15 protein-coding genes and 2 pseudogenes are annotated in these 16,409 nt (G+C 72.8%); 8 read left to right on the forward strand and 9 right to left on the reverse strand.

The features are described 5' to 3' along the window. Window positions 1-251: 251 nt before the first annotated feature. From ACFZDJ_RS29250 to ACFZDJ_RS29280, 7 genes are all read right to left on the reverse strand, one after another. Window positions 252-998 (reverse strand): methyltransferase domain-containing protein, encoded by a 747-nt coding sequence (locus ACFZDJ_RS29250; RefSeq protein ID WP_391063208.1) that lies wholly within the window; start codon window positions 996-998, stop codon window positions 252-254. Between the two features lie 166 nt (window positions 999-1,164). Next, window positions 1,165-2,064 (reverse strand): 4'-phosphopantetheinyl transferase superfamily protein, encoded by a 900-nt coding sequence (locus ACFZDJ_RS29255; protein WP_391063211.1) that lies wholly within the window; start codon window positions 2,062-2,064, stop codon window positions 1,165-1,167. Beyond that, a complete protein-coding gene (locus ACFZDJ_RS29260; RefSeq protein ID WP_391063214.1) occupies window positions 2,061-4,133 on the reverse strand; it encodes a beta-ketoacyl synthase N-terminal-like domain-containing protein in 2,073 nt (690 codons plus the stop codon). Before ACFZDJ_RS29260 ends, ACFZDJ_RS29255 begins: the two co-directional genes overlap by 4 nt. Before the next feature lie 30 nt (window positions 4,134-4,163). Further along, a complete protein-coding gene (locus tag ACFZDJ_RS29265) occupies window positions 4,164-4,994 on the reverse strand; it encodes a phosphopantetheine-binding protein (protein ID WP_391063217.1) in 831 nt (276 codons plus the stop codon). A 242-nt stretch (window positions 4,995-5,236) separates the two neighbouring features. Then, window positions 5,237-6,061 carry an AfsR/SARP family transcriptional regulator gene (locus ACFZDJ_RS29270; RefSeq protein WP_097281957.1) on the reverse strand — a complete coding sequence of 275 codons (825 nt, stop codon included), beginning with the start codon at window positions 6,059-6,061 and terminating at the stop codon, window positions 5,237-5,239. A gap of 310 nt (window positions 6,062-6,371) precedes the next feature. After that, window positions 6,372-8,042, reverse strand: coding sequence for a carboxyl transferase domain-containing protein (locus ACFZDJ_RS29275; RefSeq protein WP_391063390.1), 1,671 nt, complete (start codon window positions 8,040-8,042; stop codon window positions 6,372-6,374). A gap of 123 nt (window positions 8,043-8,165) precedes the next feature. Beyond that, complete coding sequence (locus ACFZDJ_RS29280; RefSeq protein ID WP_101403443.1) at window positions 8,166-8,360, reverse strand: acyl-CoA carboxylase subunit epsilon; 195 nt, start codon at window positions 8,358-8,360, stop codon at window positions 8,166-8,168. A gap of 564 nt (window positions 8,361-8,924) precedes the next feature. Here ACFZDJ_RS29280 and ACFZDJ_RS29285 point away from each other — a divergent pair. From ACFZDJ_RS29285 to ACFZDJ_RS29305, 5 genes and pseudogenes are all read left to right on the forward strand, one after another. After that, window positions 8,925-9,746, forward strand: a complete 822-nt coding sequence (locus ACFZDJ_RS29285) for an AfsR/SARP family transcriptional regulator (RefSeq protein WP_054231258.1) — start codon at window positions 8,925-8,927, stop codon at window positions 9,744-9,746. A gap of 388 nt (window positions 9,747-10,134) precedes the next feature. After that, entirely contained in the window at window positions 10,135-10,272 is a 138-nt protein-coding gene (locus tag ACFZDJ_RS29290) for a hypothetical protein (protein ID WP_390939335.1), read from the forward strand. Window positions 10,273-10,332: 60 nt separating this feature from the next. Further along, the gene (locus ACFZDJ_RS29295; protein WP_390939337.1) at window positions 10,333-10,707 is read left to right on the forward strand and encodes a helix-turn-helix domain-containing protein; all 375 of its coding nucleotides are present in this window, start codon (window positions 10,333-10,335) and stop codon (window positions 10,705-10,707) included. Next, window positions 10,707-10,814: a winged helix-turn-helix domain-containing protein gene (locus tag ACFZDJ_RS29300; RefSeq protein WP_390939339.1), complete on the forward strand. Its 108-nt coding sequence runs from the start codon at window positions 10,707-10,709 to the stop codon at window positions 10,812-10,814. Before ACFZDJ_RS29295 ends, ACFZDJ_RS29300 begins: the two co-directional genes overlap by 1 nt. A gap of 53 nt (window positions 10,815-10,867) precedes the next feature. Further along, window positions 10,868-11,426, forward strand: a pseudogene (locus tag ACFZDJ_RS29305) (transposase). 203 nt (window positions 11,427-11,629) lie between these two features. Here the strand turns inward: ACFZDJ_RS29305 and ACFZDJ_RS29310 are convergent. Both ACFZDJ_RS29310 and ACFZDJ_RS29315 read right to left on the reverse strand, forming a co-directional pair. Beyond that, a pseudogene (locus tag ACFZDJ_RS29310) lies at window positions 11,630-11,806 on the reverse strand (cation diffusion facilitator family transporter); the annotation flags it as partial. A 255-nt stretch (window positions 11,807-12,061) separates the two neighbouring features. Further along, window positions 12,062-12,673 carry a helix-turn-helix domain-containing protein gene (locus tag ACFZDJ_RS29315; RefSeq protein WP_390939467.1) on the reverse strand — a complete coding sequence of 204 codons (612 nt, stop codon included), beginning with the start codon at window positions 12,671-12,673 and terminating at the stop codon, window positions 12,062-12,064. Between the two features lie 36 nt (window positions 12,674-12,709). On the opposite strand from ACFZDJ_RS29315, the gene ACFZDJ_RS29320 reads away from it, so the two are divergent. The 3 genes from ACFZDJ_RS29320 (at window position 12,710) to ACFZDJ_RS29330 (ending at window position 16,286) form a co-directional block, all read left to right on the forward strand. Next, window positions 12,710-13,696, forward strand: coding sequence for an FAD-dependent oxidoreductase (locus ACFZDJ_RS29320; RefSeq protein ID WP_391063220.1), 987 nt, complete (start codon window positions 12,710-12,712; stop codon window positions 13,694-13,696). A gap of 128 nt (window positions 13,697-13,824) precedes the next feature. Beyond that, window positions 13,825-15,327 carry a DHA2 family efflux MFS transporter permease subunit gene (locus ACFZDJ_RS29325; RefSeq protein WP_390939343.1) on the forward strand — a complete coding sequence of 501 codons (1,503 nt, stop codon included), beginning with the start codon at window positions 13,825-13,827 and terminating at the stop codon, window positions 15,325-15,327. A gap of 155 nt (window positions 15,328-15,482) precedes the next feature. Further along, on the forward strand, window positions 15,483-16,286 hold the full coding sequence (locus ACFZDJ_RS29330) for a DUF1684 domain-containing protein (RefSeq protein WP_391063223.1): 804 nt from the start codon (window positions 15,483-15,485) through the stop codon (window positions 16,284-16,286). Window positions 16,287-16,409 lie beyond the last annotated feature (123 nt).

Here is a 16,409-nt window from a genome sequence, read left to right on the forward strand (position 1 = left end):
CCCGGCGGCAGACAGCAAAAACAGCGGATGTCCGGATGCCCCACGGTCGGCGCCCGGGCTCGAGACCCCTTCGAAACCCGCTGGAGATGGGCGCGCCCCGCACCCTCGCACCGGCCTCAGCCCGCACAGCCCGTACAGGCGGTGCGGGCGGTACGGGCGGGGGCCGTGCCGCCGTCGGCGGCAGCGGGTCCGGGCTGCTGTCGCGGTGCCATCGCTCCGGACCCGGTACGGGGCCCTGGCGCAGCGCGGTGTCAGGGGGCGGCAACGGCCAGGCTGACCACGTAGCGCTCCTCGACCGTCCCGTCCGGGAAGACCTCCCTCAGCAGACCGCGCTCCGCGGCCAGGAACGCCCGTGTGGCGTCCTGGCCGCGGACGAGGAAGTCGGAGTAGCTGGCGAGGTTCGCGAGATGGGTGTCGAGCGGGACGTTCCTGGTCCATGACATCTGCCGGTGGACGAAGCCGAGTTCGGGCGGCAGGCCACGGAACCGGGCCATCGGGTCGGGCTCTTCGGTGCCGGCACCGAAGAGACGGCGCAGGCGGGCGTCCTGGCCGGCTATCCAGCCAACCGTGCTGTCCGAGTCGTTCCACCAGAGGGCGAGCGCGCCGCCGGGGCGCAGCACCCGGACGGCTTCCGGGACGGACCTGCGGGGGGCGGTCCAGTGCCAGGCCTGGGCGTAGGTGAGGATGTCGACGGATCCGGAGGCCAGCGGCAGGCTGTTGCCGTCCCCGAGCACGAGAGGGACGTCAGGCAGCCGCAGGCGGAACTGCGCGGCCATCGCGGGGCCGGGCTCGACCGCGATGACGCGCGCGCCGCGGGCGTGCAAAAGGGCGGTCGCCAGCCCGGTGCCGGCACCGACGTCCGCGACCCGGGCGCCTTTTAAGGGACGGTTGGCGAGTTCCTCGACCGCAGGGAGCAGGGCGGGCGGATAGGAAGGGCGGTTCGCGGCATAGCCGGCAGCGGCCTGGTCGAAGGAACGGGCCTGCGAAGTGAGCGTCATACGGCCATCCTCGGCGGGCCCAAGGCGCCCGGCACAGGGATTTACTGCCGTTGTCCGGCGCTGCCGCCGGCAAGTGCGGCGGACCGCCACCGGTGGACGCGGGCCGCTTCCCCGCGCCTGCCGCACACGTGGCGTGTGGTGCGTGTGGCGTGTGGCGCCTCATGTCCTATGCGGGGCGTGCTGAGGGGTGTCCGCCCACCGGGTGGGGCAGCGGGAAGCTGCGCAGTGCCGCGCGGCTCCAGGGGAAGCCGTAGCCGAGGTGCACGACCGGGTCCTGCGCCTCGTCGGCGGGGACGGCGACGGCGACCAGCACGCCGGGCACCGGCTCCAGTTCGACGAACCGCCACGGGCGGGCCGTGTCGTCGGCCGGCGGGGTGAAGGCCCGTACGCCGCGTTCGTCGTCCAGTGTGAAGACGAACGCGTCGAAGGGCAGCCCGAGACCCAGGCCGCGGGCCTTGGAGTAGGCCTCCTTGAGGGTCCACACGCGCAGCGCGCGCCGGTCCCGGGCCGGCCCCTTGGGGGCTTGTGCGACCCATTCCCGCTCCGGGGCGGCGAAGGTCCGCACGATGGTGGTGATGGCCCGCTCGTCCCGGTCCTCCAGCCGTTCCACGTCCACGCCGATGCGGTGCCGGCGCACGATGCCCAGCAGGCTGTAGCCGCCCGCGTGGGAGAGGTTGAAGTCCAGCTGGGACCCGCCGCGCGGCCCTCCCGCGGCGGCGGGCCGCAAGAAGGGCCGTCCCCGCGCGGAGCGCCAGATGACCAGCTCGGCCTCGGCCAGGCCCGCCTCCAGCGCCAGTGCGCGCCGCACCAGTGTGTGGGCCAGGAGGTACTGGCGCCGGTCGCGTTCGAACAGGAAGCGGCTCGCGGTCTTCTGCTCCTGCGCGTCCAGCCAGTGCGTGGCGAGCAGGAGCGCGACCTCGGGCGGCAGGCCGTCGTTGGGACACAGCCACAGCTTGACCGGCTCCCCGCCCCCCGCCCCGGAAGCAGGGGCGGGCTCGGGTCCGGGGGTGGGGGTGGGGGTGGGGGTGGGGGTGGGGGTGGCCGGGGGTGCGGGGCGGGTGGTCACTGCGGTGCTCCGTCCGTGCCGGGGCCCAGCTCCAGCGGGCGGGGCCGCAGCACGGTGGCGGGCAGCTCGACGGCGGCCGGGCCGGGATGCGCGGGCAGTACGGCGCAGACGTCGACCCCGGCCAGCCACAGCCGTGTCAGCTGCTCCAGGCGGCCGCCCTGCCACAGGGCGGCCACGTAGGCGCGGGTCTCCTCGAGTCCCTCGATCAGCGGCGGGCCTGCGGCGGTGCGCAGATCGGCGCTGCGCACGCCCGCCGGGCCCCTGCCCGGGCCGGGGTGTGCGGCGAAGCCGGCCAGCGCGTCGGCCAGTTCGGCGACCGTGCGGACGGTCACCGCCAGACGGCAGCGCAACACCGCCCGCCCCAGGCGCAGTTCGTGCGCGACCGCGGCGAGATCCGGGGCCGCCTGGCCGCCGTCCCGGCCGCCGCCGTCGGACAGGCGGGCCGCGAGCCGGCCGGCGGTGGCCGCCAGGTGCGCGGGCGTGGCGGCGGACAGCAGCACCAGTTCCGCGGGACGCGTGCCCGGCGGCGGGCCTGTGCGGGCCGGGGCGCGGGGGACGGCAGGCGCCTCCTCCACGACCAGCACCGCACCCCCACCCTCCCCACCTTCCACGCCGTCCACGCCGTCCACGCCGTCCACGCCGTCCGCGCCGTCCACGCCGTCCGCGCCGTCCGCGCCGTCCGCGCCGTCCGCGCCGTCCGCAGCGTCTGCCGCGTCCACTGTGTCTGCGGGGCCTACGGCGTCTGCGGCGTCCGCGGGGGCTGCGGGGGCTGCGGGTCCGGGCACGCTGACCAGCGCCCTGCGGGGCAGCACGGTGCCGTCGTCGCGGCGGGCCGGCTCCCAGGCGGCGGGCGCGGGGCGGTCCGGGCCGGCCAGCAGCACGGCGTGGCGCAGCTGCCCCACGGCGCGGACCAGGGCCGCCGCCCCGGTCACCGCCCCGGCATCGCCCACCAGCGCCGCCACCGTCCGGGAACTCTCCTCCAGACCGACCCCCACAGCCTTCAGGCCGGCGTCCGGCGCCTCCCACTGCGGGCCGGCGTCCGGGCCTTGCGGGCCGGCGTCCGGGTGCTGCGGGCCCGTGCCCGGGGGCCGCAGGCCGGCCGCGGCCAGCGCCCGGCCGACCAGCCGGCCGTGCTGCGGGCCGGGAGCGGCGCGGCCCGGGTGGCCGACCGCGCTGGAGCGGATCACGGCGTGCACGCGGTCGCCGTCGGCACGGGCCGCGGCCAGCGGCTTGAGCAGCACGGCCGCCACCCCCTCACCGCCGCCGGGCCGCTGGCACGCCGGATGCAGGCGCAGCTCGACCGCGCCGACCAGCGCCGCGGCGCACTCGCCCGCGCGCAGCGCACCGAGCGCGAGGTGCAGCGCGGTCAGGAAGGAGGAGTCACCGGTGTCCACGCTCAGACTGGGCCCGCGCAGATCCAGCAGCCGCGACAGCCGCGCGGCCGGTCCGGGCCGAAAAGCCGCGGGGGCGGTGTGCCGGCGCCCGGTGCCCGGCAGCGCACCGCCGGCCGGGCCGAAAGCGGCATACACGCCCACGCTGCGCGCCGTGCCGTCGGCGGCGGTGAGCCGCTCCAGACGCGCTCCGGCGTATCCGGCGCTCTCCAGCGTCTGCCACGCGCTCTGCGCCAGCAGCCGCTCCCGCAGGTCCAGACCCGCCGCCTGCCGGGCATCGAGCCCGAACAGGTCCGGGTCGAACTCCTCCACACCGTCCAGGAAATGCCCCCGCCAGCCCGCACACGCCGACCGCCGCCCGCCCGGGAGCGCGGCCGCGGCGATCCGCCCCTGCAGCCCGTTGCGCCAGAACGCGTCCAGATCCCCCGCCTGCGGGAAACGGCCCTGGATCCCCACGACCGCACACGGCACACCCGCCCCCGCCCCCGCCCCGGCACCGTCGCCGGCACCGGGAACAGGGCCGGGGCCGGGGCCGGGCAGCGGCTCACGCTCCGCCGTCACCGGCAGGGCCACCACCGGCGGGGCCACCACCGGCGAAATGCCGGCCAGCAGGGCCACGGCGTGCTCACGCCGCAGGGTGCCGCCCTTGAACCGCGTCAGGATCTCCCGGGTGTCCATCACCGTGCGCCCTTCGTCTCGGACGGTCCGTCAGGCGGAGCGGGCCGCCAGCAGGGCAGCCGCCTCGTCGATGCTGAGCACCTCGTCACGTACCGCGTCGAGCAGCGCGTTCAGGTCGACCCCCGCCGCCGGCAGACCCTGGGCGACGCCCGGCGACGGATGCGCCGGGGACGGCCCCGCCCGCCCTGCCGCGACGGCAGAAGCCGCGCCGGGGCGGCCGGACGCGGGCATGCGGTGCGCGCTGTGCGCCGCCCGCGCGCTGACGTACGCCGCCATGGCCCTGAGGTCGGGCTGGTCGTAGAGCAGGTCGGGCTGCTCGCTGAGGCCGTAGGTGCGGTTGATGCCGGCCAGGAACTCCGCGGCCAGGATCGAGTCCAGCCCCAGCGCCGCGAACGGCGCGCTCACATCGATGTCCCCCGGCCCGCAGTGCAGGATCCCGGCGAGCTGCCCCCGCAGCGTGCCCGTGACCGCCTCCACATCCACATCCACATCCGCATCCGCATCCGCGGCCACATCTGCCTCTGCGGCTGCATCTGCCTCTGCGGCTGCATCTGGGGCTGTGGTTGTGTCTGTGGCGGGGCGGGGGGTGCCGAGTTCGGCCGCGACGTGCCGGGCCAGTGCCTGGGGCGTCGGGTGCTCATACAGTGCGGTGGCCGCGATCCGGGTGCCGTAGCGGGCGTTGAGTGCCGCGACGAACTCGACCGACAGCATCGAGTCCAGGCCCAGCAGCCGGAAGGGCTCCTGCGCGTCGAGGGCCTGCGGCTCGATGCGCATCATGCCCGCCAGCACCGCGGTGAGCTCGGCGAGCACGTCGGCCGCGGGCGTCGGCGAGACCGCGGGCGGCTGAGGGACGGATGTCATGGTGGGCGTCTCCAAGGGTCGTATCCCGGGTGGCCGTTGTGGCATTGTGGGCGCCGTCGGCACCCCGCCACATCCCCGGCCGTGGTGATCCCCGCCGGTGGTGACTGGCTCCCGGGAACCAGCCGCCGCCGTGGCCCTCCGCCCAAAGAATGAGCCGCCCGCCGCCGGCGCCGTCACCGCATCCCGCGGAAGCTGCCCTGCCGCACTGCCCTGCCGGGCCGGCCGCGCGGGTCCGCGCCGTGTCAGCGGACCCGCGCGGGTGCGGGCGGGCCTGCGCCGTCGGCCGGGGCGGGCGCCGGTGCCGCCTCCGGCGCCGCGGTCTGGATCGAGTGCTGCAGCCGCCGCAGCCGCGGCGAGGGCTCCAGGCCCAGGTCCGCATCGAGGGTGGCGCGCAGCTGGTGGTAGACGCTGAGCGACTCGCTGCGCCGCCCCGAGCGGTGCAGGGCCAGCATGAACTGCGCGTGCAGGTTCTCGTGGGTGCGGTAACGGCTGGTCAGCACGGTCAGTTCGGGCAGCAGTTCGCGGTGGCGGCCCAGCCGCAGATCTGCCTCGATGCGCTGGTCCAGCGCGCACAGCCGGCTCTCCTCCAGCCGCCGGGCCTCCATCGCCAGCTGCGCCCCGGCCTGGACGTCGGCGAACGCGGTCCCGGTCCACAGCGCCAGCGCCCGGCCCAGGGTGCGGGCCGCCTCGGCGAAGGCGCCCTGGTCCATGGCCCGGTAGCCCTCCCCCGCGAGCCGCTCGAAGGCGCGCACGTCACTGCTGCCGCCGCCGGAGGCGAGCAGATAGCCGCCCGGCAGGGTCATCAGGACGTCCTTGGCGGCGGCCCGGTCGTCCCCCAGCGCCTGCGCGATGAGCTCGCGCAGCTGCAGCACGTACGTCTGCAGCGTGGTGCGGGCGCTGCGCGGCGGGGCCGCGCCCCACAGCTCCTCGGTGAGGGCCGCGACCGGCACCACCTGGTCGGCGTGGAGCGCCAGCAGAGCCAGGACCTGCCGCGGTTTCGGCGCGGTCGGGGTGATGGACACCCCGTTCTCCCGCACCGCCAGTGCGCCCAGTACGTCGATGTCCACGCCGTCTCCCCTGGTCGGTGTGCCGTGCCGCACCCACGATTACAAAACAGCACTTCCGGTCTGTCAATACTAGACCGTTCGTGCTGTTTCTATCGGGTGACGGGCCGGCAGCAGGCCGGCGGCATACGGGCAACAGGCCGCCGGAGGGCCGGAATTCCGCGGTCCGCACCCTCCAGGAAGGGGCCGGGCCCCGGCCCTGCCCGCTGCGGCCGGCGGCCCGCAAAGCAGACCGCCGGGTCTGCTCCCGGGAACAGGACGGGGGCAGCAAGGGGCAGGACGGGTCGGGGAAGGGAAGGGGGCGGGGCGGGGGTTACTGCGGGGGGTTGCCGTGTTTGCGGGAGGGCAGGTCGGCGTGTTTGGCGTGCAGCATGGCCAGGGAGCGGATGAGGACCTCGCGGGTGGCGGCGGGGTCGATGACGTCGTCGACCAGGCCGCGTTCGGCGGCGTAGTAGGGGTGCATGAGTTCGGACCTGTACTCCTTGACCATGCGGGCGCGCATGGCCTCGGGGTCGGCGGCCTCGGCGATCTGCCGGCGGAAGATGACGCCTGCCGCACCTTCCGCACCCATCACGGCGATCTCGTTGGTGGGCCAGGCGTAGGTGAGGTCGGCCCCGATGGACTGGGAGTCCATGACGATGTAGGCACCTCCGTACGCCTTGCGCAGGATGAGCGAGATCCGCGGCACCGTCGCGTTGCAGTACGCGTACAGCAGCTTCGCGCCGTGCCGGATGATCCCGCCGTGCTCCTGGTCCACCCCGGGCAGGAACCCGGGCACGTCCAGCAGGGTGACGATCGGGATGTTGAAGGCGTCGCACATCTGCACGAACCGGGCGGCCTTCTCGGAGGCCTCGATGTCCAGCACGCCGGCCAGGGCCTGCGGCTGGTTGGCGACGATGCCCACCACCTGGCCGTCCAGACGGGCCAGCGCGCAGATGATGTTGCGGGCCCAGCGCTCGTGGACCTCCAGGCAGTCGCCGTCGTCGACGATCTCCTCGATGACCTTCGCCATGTCGTAGGGGCGGTTGCCGTCCGCGGGGACCAGGTCCAGGAGGCTCTCGCCGCGCCGTCCGGGCGGGTCGTGGGGGGTGGTGTGCGGGGGGTTCTCGCGGTTGTTCTGCGGGAGCATCGACAGGAGGTAGCGCACCTCCGCGAGGCAGGTCTCCTCGTCGTCGTAGGCGAAGTGCGCCACGCCGGAGGTCTCCGCGTGGACGTCGGCGCCGCCGAGCCCGTTCTGGGTGATCTCCTCGCCCGTGACCGCCTTGACGACGTCGGGGCCGGTGATGAACATCTGCGAGGTCTCACGGACCATGAACACGAAGTCCGTCAGCGCGGGGCTGTACGCCGCACCGCCCGCGCACGGGCCGAGCATCACCGAGATCTGCGGGATGACGCCGGAGGCCTTGGTGTTGCGCTGGAAGATGCCGCCGTACCCGGCGAGCGCGCTCACACCCTCCTGGATGCGGGCACCGGCGCCGTCGTTGAGGGAGACCAGCGGCGCGCCGGCCGCGATGGCCATGTCCATGATCTTGTGGATCTTCGTGGCGTGGGCCTCGCCCAGCGCGCCGCCGAAGATACGGAAGTCGTGCGCGTAGACGAAGACCGTACGCCCCTCCACCGTGCCCCAGCCGGTGATGACACCGTCGGTGTACGGCTTCCTGGCCTCCAGGCCGAACCCGGTCGCCCGGTGCCGGCGCAGCTGCTCGACCTCCTGGAAACTGCCGTCGTCCAGCAGCAGGGCGATGCGTTCCCGGGCGGTCAGCTTGCCCTTGGCGTGCTGCGCGGCGGTCGCCTTCTCCCCCGGGCCCAGCCGGGCCGCCTCACGGATCGCGTGCAGTTCGGCCACGCGCCCGCGGACACCGGCCGGCCCCGGCTCGGCGGAAGCGGGGCCCGCGGCGGGGGCCGGGCCCTGGACGGAGACGGAGCCCTGAGTGGGGGTGGGGGCGGGGGCGGAGCCCTGGGTGCGGGCGGGGGCGGTGGTCATTGCCATGTCAGGTCCCTTTCTGGGGCGGGTAGTTCCGCATCACCGCCGACCGCGCCGGGCCCGCTGGGTGCGGGGCCGCTGTCGCTGCCGGCCGCGCCGGGGCCGGTGGGTGCGGGGCCGGTGTCACTGCCAGCTGCGCGGGGCCCGGTGGGTGCGGGGCCGCCACCAGCGGGAGCCGTTGACCGGCCTGCCCCGGCGGGGGAACGCGCCGCCCGCGCGCAGCGCGAGCAGCACCACGGTCAGTGCGGCCAGTTCCTCGTCGCTGGCCTGCCCGCGCTCCACGCGCAGGACGGGCTCGTGGTGCTCCGGCGTGCCCATACCCCTCCTTCGGTCGTGGGGACACCGTCGGCCACCGGGCTCAAGAACCGCTCTCACTGCGCTCGAAGAGCACTGCACACGGCGGCGGACCGGCGCGGCGCGGGGGCGTGTGCCGCGGGGCGGGGGGAAACGCTTCGGCCAGCCGCCGCCCGGGCCGGCGGGCGGGCAAAGGGGCGGCGCGGGCCGGACGGCGGCGCGGGCGGCGCGCGGTGCGGCGCGTCCGCGGCGGGGCCGGGGACATGGTGTCTTGACTGCGCCGGTGGCGGTGACTACGGATCCGGCCGGCCCCCGCGCCGGCGCGGGGAAAGGGGGACGACGGTAGCCGTGTGGAGTGCGGCGACAGCGGAATCAGGAGTTCTCTTCGAGCGGCCGTACACACGTTCTCCAGCGCGCCGAACGCCGTACGCGGCACCGGACTTGGAAGTCCGCTCGAGAACGGATCCAGGAAAACGCTGGACGGGGACGGCCGCGGCTAGCGTGAGCGGCGGCGCGGATTTCCGGCCAACGGAATGGAACGGGACAAGGAGCTCGACGACATACGGAATGCGGAATACGGAGGAGACCGTGAGGATTCAGGTTCTGGGTCCGTTGAGTGCCGAGGTCAACGGGGGATCCATCGTTCCGAGCGCGGGCAAGCCGCGGCAGATCCTGTCGCTGCTGGCGTTGTATCCCGGGCGGGTGATGCCCGTCCCGACCCTCATGGAGGAGATCTGGGCGACACAGCCGCCGCAGAGCGCGCTGACCACACTGCAGACCTACATCCTGCAGCTGCGCCGGCGGCTGGGCACCGCGATGGGGCCCGGTGCGCCGGGCGGCGCCAAGGAGGTGCTGGCCACCCGGCACGGCGGCTATCTGCTGCAGATCCCGCCCGACTGCGTCGACGTGCACCAGTACGACCGCCTGACCAGGGAGGGACAGGCCGCCTTCGAGAGCGGCGACGACGAGGTCTCCGCCGCCCGTTTCAAGGCGGCCCTGGGCCTGTGGCAGGGCCCCGCCCTGGTCGACGTACGGCTGGGGCCGGTCCTGGAGATCGAGGTGGTGCGGCTGGAGGAGAGCCGGCTGGTCACCGTGGAACGGCGCATCGACGCCGACCTGCGGCTGGGCCGGCACGCCGAACTCATCGCCGAACTCATCGAACTGACCGCCCGTCACCCCCAGCACGAGGGACTGCACTCCCAGGCCATGGTGGCGCTGTACCGCTCGGGCCGGCAGGCCTCCGCGCTGGAGGTCTACCGCCGGCTGCGGGTACGGCTGATCGAGGACCTGGGGGTGGAACCCTCCCCCCAGCTGCAACGCCTCCACCAGGCCGTCCTGACCGTCGACCCCCAGCTGGACGTCCTCGCAGGCCCGCGCCACAGCTCCACCTACGACCTGTTCACGGCCTGACGGGCCCCTCCCGCTCCCGCCCGCTGCCCCCGCCCCTGTCCGTTGCCCGCCGCGGTCGCGGCGGGCAACGGACAGGGGCGGGAGGCGTGCTGCGGGCCGGCGGCATACGGGGCCGAAGCCGGGGCGGACAGGCGGGGTCCGCCCGGGCTGCCCGGCGGGGTTGGCCGTCTCCCCCTCGACGGGTCGGCCAGGCCCCCTTTCTGCACGGGTGCGGCGCCGCGGGTTCCAGCGCCAGGCTGTGTAGGCGAGAACGGGAGTCGTTTGTCGACGACTTCGGGAGTCGCTGCGTCACCCTGGCTCTTGATCAATGTCGATGGGTTTGAGAGTCACTCAGGGCCCGGTGAGCCGTCGGGAGGCCCTCCATCGGTGAATGCCCGGAGCTGCCCGCGTGCTGCACTTCCTCGGCGATGCGGTCGGCAAGCATGGCCTGGTCGATGTGCGGGGCCACGGCGGTGAGGACCAGACGCTGAAGCTCGACCAGCTCCATATTGGTAGGTCCGGCTATTGGAACTTGCGGAGTTACTGATCTCTTCGGGTTGTTGCCGGGGGTGCTGACGTGTGGTGATCCCTGCGGTAGGCCGGTGGTATGCGGTACGCGCAGGGTGGTGGACTGACCGCTGAGCGGCGGCGGTTTCAAGAACGGATCCGGTACGAGGCCGGCGAGCGGTTCGCGCGCGGGGAGAAAATCGCGGTGATCGCGAAGGATCTGCGGGTGAGTGAGAGGTCGGTCGAACGCTGGCGTCGTGCGTGGCGGGAGGCCGGTATGGCTGCCCTCGCCTCGGCGGGGCCGCCGAAGCTGCCCAGGCTGTCCGACGGCCAGTTCGCCGAGTTGGAGAAGGAGTTGGCGTTGGGGCCGGCCGTGCATGGCTGGGAGGACCAGCGCTGGACGCCGGCCCGGATCAGAGCGTTGATCGCCCGAAGTTCCGGCTGGACTGCTCGTCGGCGGCGGTGTGGCGGCTGATGCACCGGCATGGCTGGTCCTGGCAGTGTCCCGCCCGCAGGGCGCTGGAGCGCGACGAGGGTGCGGTGGGCTTGTGGAAGAAGGATGTGTGGCAACAGGTGGCATGACTGCCGCGGCGCTGGGGGCGTTCACCGTCTTTGAGGACGAGGCCGGGTTCTCAATGACTCCATCGCGCGCTCGCACCTGGGGTCGGCGTGGGCACACGCCGGTGGTGCGGGTGCGGGGCCGCTCCTGGCGCCGCTGGTCGGTCGCCGCCATGTGCTGCTACCGGCCGGGCGAGGTGTCCCGGTTGATCTACCGGCCGCGCCGCCACCGCAGGGCATCGGGGCAAAGGACGCGACACCTTCGCCTGGAGTGACTACCGCGACCTGGTCGTGCGTGCTCACATCCAGCTGAAAGCCCCCATCGTCCTGGTCTGGGACAATCTCAACACCCGCCGGGCCGCCGGGATGCGTGACGATGCTGCCGAACACGAGTGGCTCACCATCATTCAACTCCCCTCCTACGCACCGGACCTGAATCCGGTGGAGGGCGTCTGGTCTCTGTTACGGCGTGGCCCGTTGGCCAACACCGCCTTCACCGACGACGAGCACCTCGAGCGCACCCTCCGCCGGGGCCTGCGTCACATTCAGCTCCGCCCCGACCTGATCGACGGCTGCCTTGCTGGCACCGGACTCACGCTGACTCAACGACCGACAACAATCCGAAGAACTCGGTAGGGCCCTTCCGATGGGTCGCGGGACTCGGCTTCTCCGAGATCATTCCGACCAGCATGAGTCGGTGATGGCGTGCTCGATCAACGCGACCATGTAAGTCCGCGTACCAGGGGTCGGGGTCGCCTACTGGTGGGCTCGCCTATTCAACTGTCGCCAGTTCTCCGTAGAGTCCAGTTTGCTGGTGACCGTGTGTGGTCGCCGGGGTCGACGCCCTCGACCTGGCTCATGGCCTGTTCGGCGCGGTCGACGGAGTCCATAAGGCGGCGGCAGACCTCGCGGGCGGCGTCCTTGAGGACCATCAGGATGGCGACGGTGATGAGCAGGCCGACGACCGGGTCGGCCCAGCGCCAGCCGGTGGCGACGCCGCAAGCGCCGAGGAGGACGGGGGCCAGCCGAGACCGCCGGCTGAACCGACGGGCGCCACGACCATGTGTCTCGTCGTCGGCTCGACTGATCGCCAGGACAGGCCCCGGCGCACGATCCGGCTCGGACGTTCCTCGGGCACCTGCCACAGGCGGTGGGCCCGGGGCGCGAACGCGCGGCTGCGGTGACCGTTCGGGATGCCGGGCGCCGCAGCCGCCGGTTCCATCCCAGATGCGGATGCGCAGGACCTGGAGTGGTCGATGACCCGGTTGAGGTCATTTGGTGCGGGCGCGCATGTGAACTCGTTCGCCCTGCAGGCTGAAGATGATCAGCAGTTCCAGGGGTTGGCTGCCGACGTTCGCCATGCCGTGCGGCGTTCTGGTGTCGAACTCGGCAGCCTCGCCGGCGTGCAGCTGGAAGTCCTGGTCACCCAGGGCGAGTCGCAGCGTGCCGGTCAGCACGTAGATCCATTCGTGGCCCTCGTGCGTTCGCTGGCCGAGCCGCGCGGGGACCGTCGCGGGTACCGGCAGGATCTGCTTGAAGGCGTTGGGGCCGCCTGGGGTGCGGGAAAGCGGCACCCACGTCACGCCGTCCCTGGCCACCGGGCGGGGGTGAATGCGCGGGTCGCCCGTCGCCGGTGCGCCGACCAGTTCGTCCAGCGGCAGGTGGTATGCCTGGGCGAGGGGCAGGAGCACCTCGAGCGTGGGACGGCGCTGACCCGACTCGATCCGCGAGAGAGTGCTGACCGACATCCCTGTCAGCTCGGCGACCTGCTCCAACGTTGTTCCGTGCTGGCGGCGAATGGCACGCAGCCGAGGCCCGACTGCATCGAGGACTGCGTCAAAGTTGTCTCTCACCTCTCCATTTTGCGTTTTCCGCAAAGACATTTCCACTTTTGAGGGGCTCGGTCGCACAGTGACGGCATGACCAAGCCAGCACTCACCGAGCCCCAGTCCTCGACCGACGAGGACATTGCCTCGGTCGACGTGGCCGTGGCAGGCGGAGGTCTCGCCGGCCTCGCCGCCGCACTCACCCTCGGCCGCGCCCGCCGCTCGGTCCTCGTGATCGACGCCGGCCACCCGCGCAACGCGCCCGCCGCGCACATGCACGGCTACCTGACCCGCGACGGCAAGAACCCCCTGGAGATGCTCCGCCTGGGACGTGAGGAGGTTCGCAGCTACGGCGGCCACATCGTCCAGGGCACCGTCGCTTCCATCACCCGGCTCGACGACGGCCGATTCCAGCTGACCGCCGGCGACGGCGCCAGCTACCGCGCCAGGCGGGTCCTGGTCGCCACCGGCCTGGTGGACGACTACCCGGACATCCCCGGGCTCCACGAGCGGTGGGGACGGGACGTCGTGCACTGCCCCTACTGCTTCGGCTGGGAGCTGCGCGACGGGGCACTGGCGGTCCTGGGCACCGGCCCCACCGCCGTCATGCAGGCGTTGATGTGGCGTCAGTGGACCACCGACGTGGTCCTGTTCCAGCACACCGCCCCCGAACCCAGCCCGGAGCAGTCGGCCCAACTCGCCGCCCGCGGCATCAAGGTCGTGCGCGGCGAGGTGGAAGCCATCGAGATCCACGACGACCGCATCACCGGCGTCCGGCTCACCTCAGGCAAGGTCTACCCGCGCGAGGCCGTCGCCATCAACCCCTGGTTCGAGGCCCGCACCGACCTGCTGGGCCCCCTCGGCGTGAAGCTCACCGACCACCCGTTGGGCATCGGCCGCCAAGTCCAGGCCGAGCCGAGCGGCTTCACCGGTGTCCCCGGAATCTGGGTCGCCGGCAACGTCCTCGACGTGACCGCCGGAGTCATGCAGTCCGCGGCCTCCGGCGTCACCGCGGCCGCCACCCTCAACGCCGACCTGACCCTCGAGGACACCACCCGCGCGCTCGCCTCACAGAAGTAAGACCCGAGGGGAGCGAAGCGGACACCGCGCAGGCTAAGCGGCGCGCGCCGCACACGCTCACGGACAAACGCCCACAGCCCCCGGAGCACCACCGCCAGCCCACTCACCGCCAGCGATGAGAGATCGCCATGCCCCACAACCCCGATCCGACCACGGCCACACCGGCTCCCGTCCGGTCCGCCGCCGAGCCGGAGCCACTGGCCGCAGACCCGCGCAGGTGGTTCGCCCTCGCCCTCATCTCCGTCGCGACCTTGATGATCGTCCTCGACTCATCCATCGTGACCATCGCCCTGCCACACGCACAGACCGATCTGCGCATCTCGCCCGACAACCGACAGTGGGTCGTCACCGCCTACACGCTGCCCTTCGGCGGGCTCCTGCTGATCGGCGGCCGCATCGCCGACTTCGTCGGCCGCAAGCGCGTGTTCCTGATCGGGCTGCTCGGCTTCGCCGGCGCCTCCGCACTCGGCGCCGCCGCAGTCGACCAGGCGATGCTCTTCAGCGCCCGCGCCCTGCAAGGCGCCTTCGCCGCCGTCCTCGCACCAGCGGCCCTGTCCCTGCTCGCGGTCACCTTCACCCATGCCGCAGAGCGAGCGAAAGCCTTCAGCGTCTACGGCGCGGTCCAGGGCGCCGGCGGCGCGCTCGGACTGATCCTCGGCGGCATCCTCACCGAGTTCGCGAGCTGGCGCTGGACCCTGTTCGTCAACGTCCCGCTCGCGATCGCCGTGGCGGTGCTCGCACTGAACGCTGTACGCGAGAGCAGGGCCCAAGGCGATCGGCGCTACGACGTGCCCGGGGCACTCCTCGCCACCGGCGGGCTGACCGCCCTGGTGTATGGCTTCACCCAGGCCGCGAGCAGCGGCGTGGGCTGGCTCGCCCCCTCGACGCTGACCCTGCTCGCCACCGCCCTGGTACTGCTGGCCGGCTTCGTCGCCCGCGAGGCACGCACCAGCCACCCCCTGCTGCCCCTTCGCGTGGTGCTCGACCGCAACCGCGGCGGCGCACTGCTCGCCTCGTTGATCATCTTCGCCGGCATGTTCGGCATCTTCCTGTTCCTGACGTACTTCTTCCAGATCAACCTCGGCTACGGCCCGCTCACGGCCGCCCTCGGCTTCCTGCCGTTCAGCGCAGGCATCATCGTGACCGCGACGCTCGTCTCGGGCCTGCTCAACCGCCTCGGCCCGAAGCCGCTGCTCGTCACCGGAACCGCCATGGGCGCCGCCGGCCTGTTCATGCTGTCGGCACTGCACCCCGGCTCGACCTGGCTCGGCGGGGTCCTGCCCGCTGAGATCGTGATGAGCATCGGCCTGGGCATGGTCTTCGTCCCGATCTCCACCGTCGCGCTGCACGGCGTCGCACCGCACGACGCGGGCGTGGCCAGCGCCGTACTCAACGCCACCCAGCAGGTCGGCGGGGCGCTGGGAACCGCGTTGCTCAACACGCTCTACGTCGCAGCGTTCAGCAGCTACCTGGCCGCCCACCACCCCGTCACCGCCGCCGTGCAGGACAGCGCCTACCTCCACGGGTACCGCATCGCCTTCATAGCAGGCGGCAGCCTCATCACACTCGCCCTGATCATCCTGCTCGCCTTGATCAACGCCAAGCGCACCAACCCACAAGACGCCGCGTAAGACGACGTCCCCCTGTCCGGCGAACAGCCCGCTCTTGCCACCTCCGCAAGTCCATTCGCCAAATGGGGAATCCAATGCAAGCTCGTGCGTACGCGCGGGCCGTTGCGGACCACCAGCACCTTGATCCCGTTCGATTCACCGCAAGGGAAGAGACAATGACCACGCAGAGCTCCGACAGCAGCACGCAGTACATCCAGGAGTGGCGCGACTGGCGCGCGGGCTGGGAGCAGTTCCTGACGCAGCCCCACGGCTGGCTGGCCGCCGCATCCATCAACTGGGTCGAGGAGGACCCGCAGCACTTCCCCGGCCAGCCGGGGAAGTGGTGGCAGGAAGGCACCAAGCTGTACGTCGATCCGCAGGGGCAGACGATGTCCTACGACGGCGAGTCGTTCACCGATGTCCGGGGCTTCGATCTCAGCGACGCTCCGGACGACACCCGGATCATCGCCGGCGACCTGCAGATCGGAGTCACCTACCGGGACCAGTACCTGCTGGTGAACTACGACCCGCAGGCTCCGGAGCGCACCGAGTTCCGCGGCGTGCCGACCTTCGACCCTAACCCCGGCTGGGTCCTGCAGGGCCGACTCGACCGCCACACCGCACCGAAGCCGCTCGACTTCGACACGGTGGGCACCGACAAGTACACCTACACCTCGCCGGGCGTCATCACGTTCACCCACGCCGGGCGTGAGCACACACTGACGCCCACCAGTTCTCCCTACGGCATGGTCGTGGTCTTCACCGACGCGACCAGCGGTGTCACCACCTACGGCGCATGCCGCTCACTCTCGGTCCCCGAACCCGACCAGGACGGCACCGTCGTGCTTGACTTCAACCGCGCGCTCAACCTGCCCTGCGCGTTCAGCGGCATGCCCGTCTGCCCCGTCGCTCCCGCCGAGAACCGGCTGCCGTTCGCCGTCGAGGCCGGCGAGAAGACCCCCCACAGCCAGCAGCACTGACATCCCATCACTGGGACTGGACGGCCTGGAGCCCAGCCCCGAATCCCCGGGAGCCGGGCTCCAGGCGCTGCCGCTGACAGCCGGATCGCTGGCGCCAGCGGCTCGATGCGGTCGCTGTGGCAC

Origin of the sequence: Streptomyces sp. NPDC007896 (assembly GCF_042959425.1) — a bacterium.
Taxonomy (GTDB): Bacteria; Actinomycetota; Actinomycetes; order Streptomycetales; family Streptomycetaceae; genus Streptomyces.